The organism is Kitasatospora sp. NPDC058478 (assembly GCF_042720345.1).
Taxonomy (GTDB): Bacteria; Actinomycetota; Actinomycetes; order Streptomycetales; family Streptomycetaceae; genus Kitasatospora.
On record NZ_JBHXML010000010.1, the window covers coordinates 37601 to 50547 of the forward strand.

The 12947-nt window shown below is 72.1% G+C and carries 15 protein-coding genes; all 15 read right to left on the reverse strand.

Annotated elements, in window-relative coordinates; all coding sequences use genetic code 11:
- Positions 1-3: 3 nt before the first annotated feature.
- The 15 genes from ACFWPT_RS07785 to ACFWPT_RS07855 all read right to left on the reverse strand — a co-directional run bounded on the left by ACFWPT_RS07785 (position 4) and on the right by ACFWPT_RS07855 (position 12943).
- Positions 4-912 carry a hypothetical protein gene (locus ACFWPT_RS07785; protein WP_380480383.1) on the reverse strand — a complete coding sequence of 303 codons (909 nt, stop codon included), beginning with the start codon at positions 910-912 and terminating at the stop codon, positions 4-6.
- A gap of 15 nt (positions 913-927) precedes the next feature.
- Entirely contained in the window at positions 928-1254 is a 327-nt protein-coding gene (locus ACFWPT_RS07790) for a hypothetical protein (RefSeq protein WP_380480385.1), read from the reverse strand.
- A gap of 9 nt (positions 1255-1263) precedes the next feature.
- On the reverse strand, positions 1264-1890 hold the full coding sequence (locus ACFWPT_RS07795; RefSeq protein WP_380480387.1) for a hypothetical protein: 627 nt from the start codon (positions 1888-1890) through the stop codon (positions 1264-1266).
- Positions 1890-2963, reverse strand: coding sequence for a hypothetical protein (locus tag ACFWPT_RS07800; protein WP_380480389.1), 1074 nt, complete (start codon positions 2961-2963; stop codon positions 1890-1892). Before ACFWPT_RS07800 ends, ACFWPT_RS07795 begins: the two co-directional genes overlap by 1 nt.
- The gene (locus ACFWPT_RS07805) at positions 2964-3998 is read right to left on the reverse strand and encodes a hypothetical protein (RefSeq protein ID WP_380480391.1); all 1035 of its coding nucleotides are present in this window, start codon (positions 3996-3998) and stop codon (positions 2964-2966) included.
- 11 nt (positions 3999-4009) lie between these two features.
- Positions 4010-4894 (reverse strand): hypothetical protein, encoded by an 885-nt coding sequence (locus ACFWPT_RS07810; RefSeq protein ID WP_380480393.1) that lies wholly within the window; start codon positions 4892-4894, stop codon positions 4010-4012.
- Complete coding sequence (locus ACFWPT_RS07815; RefSeq protein WP_380480395.1) at positions 4891-9699, reverse strand: hypothetical protein; 4809 nt, start codon at positions 9697-9699, stop codon at positions 4891-4893. Before ACFWPT_RS07815 ends, ACFWPT_RS07810 begins: the two co-directional genes overlap by 4 nt.
- A gap of 4 nt (positions 9700-9703) precedes the next feature.
- Complete coding sequence (locus ACFWPT_RS07820) at positions 9704-10063, reverse strand: hypothetical protein (protein ID WP_380480397.1); 360 nt, start codon at positions 10061-10063, stop codon at positions 9704-9706.
- 65 nt (positions 10064-10128) lie between these two features.
- On the reverse strand, positions 10129-10494 hold the full coding sequence (locus ACFWPT_RS07825; protein ID WP_380480399.1) for a hypothetical protein: 366 nt from the start codon (positions 10492-10494) through the stop codon (positions 10129-10131).
- Between the two features lie 106 nt (positions 10495-10600).
- Positions 10601-11185: a phage tail protein gene (locus ACFWPT_RS07830; protein WP_380480401.1), complete on the reverse strand. Its 585-nt coding sequence runs from the start codon at positions 11183-11185 to the stop codon at positions 10601-10603.
- Between the two features lie 65 nt (positions 11186-11250).
- The gene (locus tag ACFWPT_RS07835) at positions 11251-11640 is read right to left on the reverse strand and encodes a hypothetical protein (protein ID WP_380480403.1); all 390 of its coding nucleotides are present in this window, start codon (positions 11638-11640) and stop codon (positions 11251-11253) included.
- Positions 11640-11966, reverse strand: a complete 327-nt coding sequence (locus ACFWPT_RS07840) for an HK97 gp10 family phage protein (RefSeq protein WP_380480405.1) — start codon at positions 11964-11966, stop codon at positions 11640-11642. The genes ACFWPT_RS07835 and ACFWPT_RS07840 overlap by 1 nt, the downstream gene beginning before the upstream one ends.
- A 13-nt stretch (positions 11967-11979) precedes the next feature.
- Entirely contained in the window at positions 11980-12342 is a 363-nt protein-coding gene (locus tag ACFWPT_RS07845; RefSeq protein ID WP_380480407.1) for a hypothetical protein, read from the reverse strand.
- On the reverse strand, positions 12342-12761 hold the full coding sequence (locus ACFWPT_RS07850) for a hypothetical protein (RefSeq protein ID WP_380480409.1): 420 nt from the start codon (positions 12759-12761) through the stop codon (positions 12342-12344). The genes ACFWPT_RS07845 and ACFWPT_RS07850 overlap by 1 nt, the downstream gene beginning before the upstream one ends.
- On the reverse strand, positions 12758-12943 hold the full coding sequence (locus ACFWPT_RS07855; protein ID WP_380480411.1) for a hypothetical protein: 186 nt from the start codon (positions 12941-12943) through the stop codon (positions 12758-12760). The genes ACFWPT_RS07850 and ACFWPT_RS07855 overlap by 4 nt, the downstream gene beginning before the upstream one ends.
- Between the last annotated feature and the right edge of the window lie 4 nt (positions 12944-12947).

Sequence of the window (12947 nt, forward strand, 5' to 3'; positions counted from 1 at the left end):
GGGTCAGGCTCCCTTGTTGGCGTTGACAGTGAGGGTTATGCCGGACGCGAGGGCCTGTGCCACCGCGCCCGGAGTGGCATCCAGCTTCTGCGCGAGGGAGGCCACGTCGACGGCGCCGAGCTTGTAGTCCAGGACCGCGCCCATGCTGGACTGGCTGCACTGGTGGTACCAGCCGATCAGCCATTTCAAGTTGTCGTCGGCACCGTTCGGGGCCTGCCCGGCATTGGCCTGGGCGAGCAGGTAGACGACCCGCTGGGCTACGCGGTCGACATCATCGGCGGTAAGTGGCATGTCATCCTCCGGAGGGGTGGGCGCCGGGGTCGGCGCGGTGGTGAAGCCCGGCCAGCTGCCGGGGTCTTGGTGATCGTTCTCGGGTACTTGGCTGTGGCCGTACCAGCCGCCGGCGGTCTCCCAGACCTGTTCGGAGCGGCGGGAGGTGAAGTCGACCGGCCGTCCCATCGGCCAGGTGTCCGGGACGCCCCACGAGGCGATCCAGGCGTGCAGCCGGTCCCAGCCCGCGCACGGGGTGTCCACCAGCCGCGGGTACACGCGGCCGTCCTTGCGGCAGTACGGGAAGAACACTGCCTCGACCTGGATCACCACCCGCCCGGCCCGGTTCGTACGGGTTCCGCCAGCCACGTCGACGACCGACTTGGAGCGGGAGTTGGCGGGGAACAGTTGGGCGATGCGGCCGCTGAACGGGTCCCAGATGATGTGCGGGGCCGCGCTCGCGCCGCCGTTGGTGAAGTAGCTGACCAGAGAGTCGAACGAGCACCAGTCCTGCGGCGCGGCGGCGGTGGCGTTGCGGTCCCAGGTGATGTGGGCGATGGCCCTCGGCGGGTACTGCTGGTCGGTCGGCGCGTGGTCGCCGATGTCGTGGACCTCGGCGCCAGGCATCCACAGGTCAGGCACGGTGGTCTCCTTGGGTCAGCGTGGGTGGGTGGTGCCGCCGGCGCGCCAGGTGGCCAGGACCGCCATCGGTGCGGCCTGGACGGCGGATCGCAGTGCCTGCGCTTGCGCGGCCAGCGTGGGGATCGTGCTGGCGGCGTCGTACAGGACCTTCGCGGCGGTGAGCGTGTCCAGTAGCCACTGGTCGACGGGCGTGGACGGGGCGGTGGTGTAGTGCTCGTCGAATGCCGTGTACGCGGCGTCGACGGTGAGCGCGGGGTCGGTCGCGGAGGTACCGCAGGTGCCGCACGTCCATGTCCACGCCCCGTCCTGGCCGGTCAGAATGACCTTGCGGTCGAGTGCCACGGTCTGCTCCTACAGGGGGAATCTGGTCGTCAGCCCGAGGCGGGTGATGGTGCCGGTGGTGGACTGGAGGATGACCGCGCCGGACGCCGTGACGGTCAGGTCGGCGGTCGAGCCGGCCGTGCCGCCTGGGACGCGGAGCGTCGTGTCTGCGGCCGGGCGCATGCCGCCGGCGAGGGTGCACAGGGTGGTGCCAGCGGTGAGGGTGCCCGGGGCGATCTCGCCGGTGAGCTGCACCGTGCCGTCGATCAGGCGCCGCACCTGCGGCGTGCGCCAGGATCCGCCGGCAGCGGTCCAGCCGTTGGTCAGGGTGAGCGCCTGCCAACTTCCCCACCCAGCCCCAGAGGTGTCGATGGTGAGCATGCCCGCGCCGGGAAAGGCCAGCGCGAGCGCGGCGGGGATCGCTCCGTCGCGGCTGACGCCCTGCAACTGAACACGGACGGCCCCCGGTCCGATGTCACCCGAGGTGAGGGTGAGAACCGGCGTGCCGCCGTGCGCGTCAATAAGTGTTCCGCCGGTGACGCCGACCTGCTGCAACCGCCGGGCCGCTTCCAGACGTAGGAGTCTGGCCTCCAGGTCGAGCAGGCGGCGGGCCATGTCCGAACCGTCGTCGGGCAGGTGGGATGCGGGGCTGGGCATCAGGTCTCCTCGACGAGGATCGGGGCGACCGTCCACGCGTTGGTGTCGAACTCCCAGGCCCAGCAGCGGGCGGTGACGTCCGCGCCGTCGGGGTGGCCCGGTGAGGTGCCGGGCTGAACCAGCAGCCGCACCTGGTCGCCGAGGGACCAGTCGGTCCCCAGGACGGGGGCCTCGGCCACGGCGGCGGTCAGAGACCAGGAGGAGGCCCCGGCTTCCATGAGGGTGAGGGCGGCCCGGGCGTGGCTGGTCAGCACGGTGGAGTCGGTGATGTCCGAGCCGGGTGACCACCGGTACTCGTAGACGGGCCATCCGGCCGCGACGAGCGTGCTGGTGAGGGTGTCGGACACGGCCCGAGCGGCGCCCTCGCCGGCGCCGTTGGCCCGGACCCGGGTAGCGCCCTTGCCGTCGGCGTAGGACTCCTGCTGCCGGTAGACGGAGACCGGGCCCGGGTAGTCGAACACGGCGGTGACGCCGGGGGTCTGCGCGCCGATGCGCGGTGCGACGCGGGCGTTCAGGCGGAACCCGGTACCGTCCGCCGCCCACACGGGGTCGATGGTCCACTCAGGACCGCCAGACAGCGCCATCAGTTCTTGCAGGTTGGACAGGATGCTCTTGTCGTCGGCGTCCGCGTAGGTGCGGTCAGCGGTCGTGCCGGTGGGGGTGGTGGTGATGTCCAGGCAGGGCACGCTCGGCTGGACGGTGGCGAGCAGGCCGGCCGCGATGCTGGACAGGTCGACGCCGGTGTAGGTCAGGTCGGGGGTGAAGCGGCGGCCGAGGTAGCCCTCGACGGTGGTCGCCGAGAAGCTGGCGGTGGCGGAGGAACCGCGGTCGCGGGAGAGCGTGGTGCCAGCCCAGACTGGGGTGTTGTCGAGGCATCCGACGATCAGGGCGCGGCCGTGCTGGGTGGCCGGGATCCAGCTTGGGGTGCCGGCGGACAGGGCGAGGTTGAACGAGGTGCTGGTGAACCCGCCGAGGCGGTGCTGGAGTGGGCCCTGCGCCTGGAGACCGGGCAGCTCGGCGACGATCCGTCCCGAGGGCCACTCGCAGCCGTACCAGGTGATCTGTGCCGCCACTCAGGCCCCCTCGTAGGAGACGTTCCAGATCAGGACGTTGCCGGCGGCCATCGGCACGGGCACGATGGCGCTGACGGCGTCGGCGCTGACGTTGGAGAACGGGCTCTTGGCGATCAGGGTGGCTTTGCCGTTGTCGGCCGGGTTGCAGGACACGTCGCCGAGGTAGTTGTTGCCTCCGGCGATCAGGTTGAAGTTGCCGAGGCGGGTGAACCCTGCGGCCTGTGGGACGGGCATGGAGATGAACCACAGGCCGGTGCCGCCGGCGGTGGTGGAGCCGATAGTGAACTGGCCGGCCCACTGGACCTGGTTACCGATGCGGGTCCAGCGGGAGGCGATTGTCCCGTTGCCGATGGCGGCGCCGCCGCCGAGGCTGGTGAACACCGGAGTGAAACTGGTGGAGTCGCCCTGGGCGATCCAGGCCGTGCCGTTCCAGTACTCGGGCATACCCCGGGCGATGTTGTAGCGGGCCTGCCCGATGTACAGGCCAGACACGGACAGCAGGCCGGAGTTGACGGGTGGGATGCCGCCGGCCGCTGCGGTGATCTGCCGGCCTGCATACGACACCGTCGGGGCGCCGCCGCCTGACTTGGGGACGTTGATCGTGGCCAGAACGATGCCGCTGGTACTGCCGGGGATGGCTGGTGGCAACGGGCTGGCCGCCGGGCTGCCCGCCACGTACACCGGCGTGCAGTCCCGGAACCCGGAACCGTCCTCGTCCGTATCCCGAACGCGCAGGTAGACCAGGTCGATCCGAGGGTTGGAGGCGTCTGCCGCGGTCAGAGCGGCGGTCCAGTTGGCGTCGATCCAGGCCCGGTAGGCGCCGGCAACGGTGCTGAAGACGGACTGCACGATGGCGGTGCCGGGGGTGACCGTGATGGTGCTTCCCGAGACCGTTACGTCCAGGCCCGGACCGGGCCGTGCTCCGGGGCTGGCCTGGAGGCCGGTTGCGCCCGGGGTCATCAGGCCGGCTCCGGACTGGCGGTCCTGGCGCGCGGTAAAGCTGCCGCCGCCGATGGGGATGGCGTATCCGGTCACAGGGTCTCTCCCTACATCCAGGCCGGGCGGTACGAGACGACGGCCCGGGACGATGCGTCATAGGTGGCGGCCCTGAACGTCATCAGGGAACTGCCGGCGGCGGGGACGACGGGCCAACCGCCCGTGATCTGCAGGAGTGCACGGCGGGTGGCCTGGCCGTTGTAGAGGACGGTGCGCGCGGCGCAGTCGATCACCAGCCAGTCGCCCACGCCGATGGTGTCGGTGTAGGCCAGGGTGCTGACCGTGCCGTCGGGCGCGGTGAACAGCAGTAGCGGGGCTGTCAGCGGGGTGGTGCCGGAGGTAGGCCCGTAGATCGTGACCGCTGGCGAGGTCGCGCAGGTGCCAGTGCCGGGCAGGACCGCGTCGCCGGTCACGGTGGTGGCCGGCCAGGAGATCGGCCAGGAGACCGGCCAGGACAGGCCGCCCGTGCTGAACGGCAGAAAGACGGTGGCGGACCGGGTGGCTCCGTAGCGGCGCGGGTCTGGGCAGATCAGCGGCACGCTGTAGGTGGTCCAGAAGCCGCCGTCGGCCTGCGGCAGGACCCCGCCGTTGCGGTAGCAGGTGACCGTACGGGTCAGGCCGCCCTCGGTGACGGTCAGGGTCAGGGGCCCGACGTCGACCGCCGCGATCAGCTGCTCGTAGGCGGTGTCCGCCGCTGAGGCTGACGGAGCGCCGATCAGCAGTTCCAGCTCCAGCTGGCGCGGGACCAGCTTGGGGTTGGGGCTGGCCCAGCCGCCGTGATCGGCAGGGCGCTGGGTGACCGCCAAGGTGGTGGCGGGCGAGGCCCGCCATCCCTTGAGATCGGTGGTCAGCCAGGTCACCCCGGCGTCGTCGGTGACGTCGAGGGTCAGGGACCCGACGGTGACCTGCCGCCGCAGGCCGAGCGCGGTGCTCATACGGCCACCGCCATCCCGACCCGGCGGCCGATCTCCATCGCGGCCCGCTGCGGGTCCTCGGGGGTGGGCGCGTTGTAGTTCACGGTCACCCCCTGCTGGCCGCCGAGGCCGCCACGTTGGACGGCGTCCCACTGCTGGGTCGTGAGGACCGGCTCCGGCCGGCCGGTGCCGTTGTAGACGGTGGAGAACCCGGTTGGCAGGTAGCCGCCGGAGTCGTAGCCGCCCGGCCGGTCGTAGGCTGCCGACAGGGACCCGTAGCGGGAGAGCGCGTACCGCATGGAGGAGTACACGTTCGCCAGCGGGTCCACCGACACCCCGTACGAGAACGGGCCGCGGTCCGCCAGCGCACCCGCATAGGCGCGGAACGTCGGCCCGATGACCTGCATCAAACCGACCGACGGCGTTCCCGCGGTCCAGTTGGAGTCCCAGTTGTTGACGATCGTCGGGTTACCGCCCGACTCCTGGCCCATCCGCCGAAGCGTCGTGTTCAGGAGGCCTGCAGGCTGGCCGACCATAGCCAGCGCCTGAAGGACGACGTCGGACCAGCGCTGAACCCCGGCTCCGGCCGGCGGGGCGGACGAGCCGCCACCGAGGCCGACGAAGTCGAGCAACTTGTCCTTCAGCCCGTCCAGGGCGCGGGCCGGAATCCCGGCGAGCACCTTGGCCATCGGCGAGTCCCCGATGCCGGTGAGCAATGCCCTCACCGGGTCAGTGAGTTTGTCCCAGGCCTTGCCGGGGTGGGCGATCAGGTCGGCCCCGCCCTCCAGCAGGTTCAGACCCTTGTTGGCGATGCTGCTGGCCGTGTCGACGATGCTGCCGATGACGCCACCGCCGGCCAGGAGCTGGCTGCCGGCCGCGGCGTGCAGGGCGATCGCCCGGGCCCGGTACCGCGGGTCGGTGGGGATGACGTACTCCGGGTAGGCCGGGTTGCCCTCACCGACGATGGCGGTCGGCCTGCTGACCACCATCGGCGCGGCCTCGCCCCAACCGGGTCCGACCGTGCCGCCCGCGGCCAGCAACTTCGGCGCATCCGGTAGATGAGGCAGGTGAACGAAGTCGGCGACGCGGTCCCAGACGGCTTTGATGCCGTCCGTGTACACGGACTGGATCACGAAGTTCACCGGCTTCTTGGCGACATCGGCGACCTGGTTCCAGGCCGCCGCAATCAGATCCTTCGCCTTGCCGAACGCGTCGGTGACCGGCGTCAGCGCGCTCTTGATCGCATCGAACGCCGGCCGCAGCGCGTTCTCCCACAGCCACGTCGCACCGGACGCGATGCCGTCGAACGCTGGCTTGATCGCGTTGCGCCAGGCCCAGCTCGCCGCGTTGCCGATGCCCTCGAACGCCGGCTGCAGGATGGTGCGCCACAGCCACGTCGCCAGGTCGCCGAGGGAGCGGAACGCGGCCATCCACGAGTCGATCGTCGGCGCCAGCACCCATCGCCACAGCCACGTCGCCACGGCGGCGATGCCCTCGAACGTGGGCCTGATCCCGTTCTGCCACAGCCAGATCGCCGCGACCGACAGCAGGTTGAACGCGGCCACGATCGGTCCGACCACCGCTACGACCACGATCGCGAACAGCACCCGCGCGGCATCCCCGATGAACGAGAACGCCGGGCCGAGCGCGTTGGACCACAGCCACATCGCCGCGGCACCGACGACCTGCAGAGCGGCCCAGATGGCGTCGAACGCCGGCTGGATGCCGTTCGCCCACAGGAGCAGCGCGCCGGTACGGATGACGTCCCAGACCGCGGTCACGCTGTCGCGGAACCACGCGAAGTGCCCCCACGCGTAGATGATCCCGGCGACCAGGGCGATCACCGCGACGACGATCGCCTCGATGATCGGCACGATCATCGTGCCCTGGATCGCGACGTCCAGACCGGTGGTCGCGGCTGTGGCGATACTGGTGGCCGCCGTGTAGAGGGCCATGCCGGCCGCGGCCGCGACACCCACGATCCGGGCGACCTTGAACGCCGCGACGCCCAGCCAGATCGCCTGGACCAGGCCCGGGTAGTCGGTGGCCAGATCGACGATCACCTGAGCGATCGCGCCCAAGGCCTGCAAGGCGGGGCCCGACAGCGGAGCCGAGGCCTGACCGATCGCCATGATCGCACTAGCGATCTTCCCGAGGGTGTCGAACAGGACCGGTCCGGTGCGTTCCACGTAGCCGAGGAACGCCTCGAACCCGGGGCTCCCCTTGAGGCCCGCGCCCCAGTTCGCGAACCGGGCGCTACCCGACTCCAACCGTGCGGCGATGGCGTCGACACGCGGCAGGAACGCGTCGATGATCCCGGCCGCACCCTTGATCGTGTTGCCGAACGCAACCCCGAAGCCGACCACGGCCGGCCCGACGCTTGCGTCCAGGTCGGTCTTGAACGACCGCCAGAATGGGGTCTTCAGTTCGGCCTGAGCCCGGTCGAACAGGTCCCCGAGGGCGTGCGCGGCACCGACCGCAAGCGGCGTCAGCCCCGGCAGGGCCGCCTTGGCGGCGTCCACCCCACGCACGAACAGGGGCAGCACCTCCGGGGAGACGCTGTCAGACCACTCCTTGAACGCCGTCTTCAGCCCGGCGGGCCCGGCGATGGCCTCGAACACCTGGCGCGCCTGCGGCGACAGTTTGGCCAGCGCCGCCTCGTACTTGTCCGCGGCACTCGCCGCACCCGTGGTGCTCCGCTCCGAGGACAGCAGGGCCTGCTGCAGCCCCCGCTGGGCGGAGGCCACCGAGTCAGCGGCGGACTGCTGGGCCTGTGCCGCGGAGGTCTGGGCGTCGGTGATGCGCTGCTGGGCGTCCGCAATCTGACGGGCGCCGTCGACCTGGACCTTGGCCGCGGCGGCCTGCGCGTCGGCCACATCCCGGGCCGCCTTGGCCTGGGCCTTCGCCGCCTCTTCCTGCGCGGCAGTCAGTGCCCGGGTGCGGTCCTCGACCGTACGGTGGGCATCGGCCACGCGCTGCTGGGCGGTGACGACCGCGTCGGCGCCGTCCACACCGGCCGCTGACGCCCGGGCGGCTTCGGCCTGCAGACGCTTGTACTCCACCGCCTGCTCGCGCTGGGCCTGTACGGCCTGGTCGTAGGCGAGCTGGGCCTGGTCCTGCTGCAGCACGGTGGCCGTCGAGCCCTTGGCGCGGGCCTTCTGCAGTTGCTCTTCGGCCTGGGCGACCCGCAGGGCTGCGGCCCGCTCGTCCAGCGCGCCGTCGACGAGCCGGTTGTTCAGGTCCTCCAACTGCTGGGCGGCGGCGGCCCGGGCGGCGGTCAGTTCGTCCTGGGCGCGCAGGCTCGCCCGCTGGGCGTCCGCCAGGGAACGTTCGGCGTCCGCGACCTGCTGGGCGGAACGTTCCTGCACATCGGCGGCCTGGGAGATCGCGTCGGTGACGCGCCGCTGGGCCTGCTCGCGGTCGGCCGCGGTGCGGCCGGTGGTGTCCGCGAGAGCGCGTTCGGCGTCGGCGATCTGCCGGTCCGCGGTCTGGGTCTGCTGGGCGGCCTGGCGGCGGGCGGAGGCCAGGGACTGCTGGGCGCCGGCCAGGGACAGGGCCCGCTGCTGGGCCGCCGTCTCGGCGCCCGCGCCCGCCGTGGTGGCGGAGGTGGATTCCTGCTGGGCGGCGGTCTGGGCCTGCAGCGCGGCCGCGATGCCCTTGACGGCCGGGGCGGCGGCGAGCGCGAGCGCTCCGATGCCCGCGCCGGCGCCGACCGCGGCGGAAGCCAGCAGGCCGAGGCCCGCGGCCGCAGCGACGCCGACCGGGATCGCGCCGAGGGCGGCCATCTCCAGGCCGAGGACGAACAGGGCCGAGAGTGCGGCGCCGGTGTCGACGGTGACCTTGATGTCCGGGCGGCGTGCGTCCAGGGCGGTCACGCTCGCGGCCACGGCCGCCAGCTGTGCCTCGGCCGCTACGGCGTCGGCCCGCACGTCCACGCGCACCGGCGCGCGGTTGAGGTCGGCGAGTTCGGCCCGCAGCCGGGCGATCGCGGCCAGAGCCGCGGCGTCGTCGAACGTGGCGTCGGTGGCCAGGCGCTGCGGGATGTCGGCGATCTCGGCCCGCAGCCGGGCCAGCCTCACCTGAGCGTCATCGGTCGCGACCTCGACGTCGACGACCGGCAGCGCGGCGGCGGCGGCCTGGACCTGGGCGATCAGGCGCTCGCGGAACTGTCCCGGCCTCAGTTCGATCTCGTGCGGGTCGCGGGTGATCGCGGTAATCTCCGCCTGCACGGCCTCCAGCGAGGCCAGGGCCTGCGCGGTGTCCGCGCGAACCACCGGGTCCGCGTGGGTGGCGCCGAGACGCCGTAGCTCGTCCTGCAGTTCGTGCAGCCGGGCCGCTGCCTCCTCGGCGCCGATGTCGATGCCGATGCGCTGCCCGGACAGCTGCTGCAGCTGGGCGCGAACGCGGGCGAGTTCGGCGTCGACGCCGGTGTCGCCGATGCGGATGTCCAGGTTCGGCATCGACCGGAACGCCGCTTCGAGGCGGGCCCGCATGGCGCGGGCGAACGCTCCCGCGCTCTCGTCTCCGGCCCGTCCTGCTGCTGTGCCAGCGCGGGCACCGCCGGTACGGATGCCGTTCTGGAGGGAGTCGGCGACCTGGCGGCTGATCTGGTTGGCGATCTGCCGTCCGATCTGCTCGCCGACCGCGGTGCCCAGGCCGCGGCCGGCCTCGGCGGCCATGGCGTCGCCGAACCGGCGGCCGGCGGCCTGGCCGGCGTCGGTGCCGGCCCGCTCCGCGGCCGGGAGCAGGCCGGCCTTGAGCCGGTCGTAGATTCCCCGGGTGTTGGGGATGACGTCGACCTCGACCTGTCCGACGCTGATCGCCACGGTCTCACCCCGATTCTGCTGGTGGGCCGTTGATCAGCTGGAACAGGCGGTCGGCGTTGTCCGCCGAGAGCGCGGCGGGACGCCTTGGTGCGGCCGGTGCGACGCCGGGGCGTGGTACCGGAGGGGAAGGCTGGATGTCCTTAGCGCCGTTGGCTCTGAGGTACGAGTAGTGCTGGGCACGCAGGACGTCGATGATCTGCGCGAGCAGCATCTGGTCCTGCGACCAGGCGCCCGCTTCCGGGTCGCGTTCGTCCTCGGCCTGGGCGTACCGGTCCTCCAGCGGGACGGCCAGACGCAGGGCGGTGCGGGTGGCGGACTCCGGCGGCAGGTGCTCGATGAGCACCCGTAGCCGGCGCGGCGTCATCTCGCCCCGCCAGTAGGCGTGGATCTGGTCCGCGTCCCGCGGGTAGTAGCGGGCCAGGTCCGCCTCTACCGCCTCCGCGTGCTCCTCGACGACGTGCGCGGTCCACGCGACTTTCCCTCCGACTCCCCGCTCAGCGCGTGGGCGTCAGTGACGAACTGGCCGAGGTCCTCGATGGTGGGGTCGATGTCGATGTACTGCTCGTAGTCGTCGGGCGCGAGAACGTCCTGCATGAAGCCGTCGAAGTCCCCGAGCCTCAACTTGCGCTGCGTGGACGCGCGCCACGCGGTGGCGGGGACGGTGCGGAGTGCCTCGCCGGCGAGGCTGACGGTGACGTGGTGGCCGGTGGCCTCGATCTCCTGGGCCTCGGCGGCGCCCGCCTCAGGGGCAGGCTCGTGGTCCTGACGGGTGGTGGTGCGGCGGGTGTTGCTCATGGCGCGAGCCTCCATCTCGGGTCGGCGCGGGCAGGGCAGGTGCGGTGGTGGCGGGCGGCCCGGGCCCGCGCCAGGAATCGGGCCGCCCACCAGCTCCGGAACGGGGTCAGGACCCCGGGTAGGCGGGCGTGGCCGGGAGCTTGTCGAGGTGGTAGACGGTGTTGCCGGCGGCGTCCGGATACGCGGTGATCTTGACCTCGTAGCCCGCCATCTCGTCCTGCTTGAACGTGACGTCGGAGCGGTCGGTGATCTCGCCCTGCGGCACGTAGAAGCCGTTGTAGGTGCTGCCGTCGACGACGACGAACCAGAACGCGCGCCGGTCCGGCTGCGGGGCCGCGGTCTCCGCGTACGAGGTGATGCCGGTTGTCGGCGTGAGGGAGGCCTCCGGCACCCGGTACATCAGCGACTTCACGGTCGTGCGGGACGTCTCCCACAGCTTGATGCCGAACGTGCGCAGGCTCTTGGTGGTCTGCGTGCGGAACGGCGCGGTGAACCCCCAGGGCGTGAACGCCTGGGCGTCCTCGTCGAACCCGTACTTCAGGCCGTCGTCGGAGATCGCGCCGAGCGGCAGCCACGGGGCCGCGGGCTGGACGATCGGGGACGTGGGCGACGTCGTGCCCGGCGCGGCCACCCAGCCGCCGCCGTTCGCACCGATCGTGGTGAGGTCGCTGGACCGGTCAATCGTGACCATCAGGGTCTCCAGACATGCCAAGACCCCGACCGTGCGGGGTCGGAGGAAAAAGGGAAGGGGACCGGTCAGGAGACCGGGTGCAGGTAGATCTCGTAGGTCGCGCCGACCCGGCGAAGGCCGGTGTTCTCATACGGCCGCCACGCGGGGGCGGACACGGTCGCCACGCGGCCGACGACCGCGGTGGGCTGCACCGAGCCGCGCAGGCGACTCAGGAGAGCGGTACGGACCTGCCGGGCCAGGGCGGAGGCGTCCGCGCGGGAGGCTGCGTAGACGTCCACGTCGACAAGCGCCCGGTCGAGGCGGAACCCGTCGTCGCCTCCGCCGACCCGTTCGACCTTCACCAGCGGCAGGTGGTCTTGGAGGTCGTTGCCGGTCTCCGTGGTGACGACCGGCCCGGCCAGGTCGGCGCCGAGGAACGCCACCAGGACGGCCTCATGGTCGGGCCAGTCCTGCATCAGTCACCGCCCGCGGTCTCGGCGGCCCGCAGCAGCACGTGCCGGGCCGGCACCCGCTCGGTGCCGTACTCGACGAACCGGGCGTGCGGGGAGGTGTTGGCCACGGTGGCCGTTGCCCGGTCCCGGCGGCGCCCGCCGCGTCCGGTCGAGGTGACCCGCCACGATGCCCGATACTGGCCCGGGTGAGGGTCGCCGGGGCCGCCGACCGGGGACGTCGCTTCGGCCGCGGCCTTGATGGCCTCGGCGCGGCGGACCATGTCGGCCCGGACCTCCGCAGACTTGAGGAGCTGGCCGACGCCCTTGCTCGACAGCTTGAACCTGGCCACGGACGCTCTCCGATCAGCCGGTGATGCCGTCGGCGGCGAACTGCACAGGGCCCCGGACGCCGGTGAACGGGGAGTGGCCCCAGTCGCCGGGCTGGCCGGTGACCTGGCACACCTGGCCACGGATGCGGACCTGGTCGGTGGTGCGGACGTCACTGCCCGGCGGGGCATAGACGGTCCAGCCGGTGATGACTGTGTCGCGGGCCTGCTGCTCGGGGCCGCCCGGCGCCGGGTTCTCCTGGCGTGGCGCCACCACGCAGCCCTTGAGGGGAATCTCCTGCTGGACACCGGGCAGCGGCAGACCGAGCCCGTCGCGGCCAGGTGAGGAGACGGTTCGTAGCACAGTGACGGTCTCGGGATAGGGCACAGGGAAAGCCATCAGACCCAGCCCCATCCCGGCTCGTACGCCAGGCCGCCCGGACCGAGGGACCCGTCGGGCGGCCATGTCGGCCACGGGGTGGCCCCACCCGGTGTCGGGTCGACCGTGAACGCCCCGCCGCGACCGGCCGCCGCCTTCAGGGCCGCCTTGTCCGCCCTGGTGAGGTAGAGGCCGCCGCTGCCCTGCGGCCGCTGGACCGACATGGGGCCGATCGTCTCGTAGGTGACCGCCTGCGGGTTGGTGTAGGCCCGGGCCGCCGCGGACAGGACGACCGCGCTGGCCTGGTCCGGCAGCGGCTTGACGACCGTCTGGCACAGGGCGACGGCCTGATCGATGAGCAGGTCGGCCCGCCTGCCGTCGATCTCTTGCAGGGCCAGGAAGATGCCGAGCTGTTCGGCCGTCGGGGCGGTGAACGTCATGGTTCCTCCCTGCGCTCGCGTCCGTCCAGGCTGTGGTGCGACAGGAGCCAGCAGACCGACCCGTCGCCACGGGCGACCGGGACCGGCTGCGGCCCGCACACGCAGGCCTGCGCCAGTTCATGGACGATCAGGTCGTCCAGGGGAACGGTGTGCTCCGAGGTCTCGGCGACCAGCCACGCCATGACG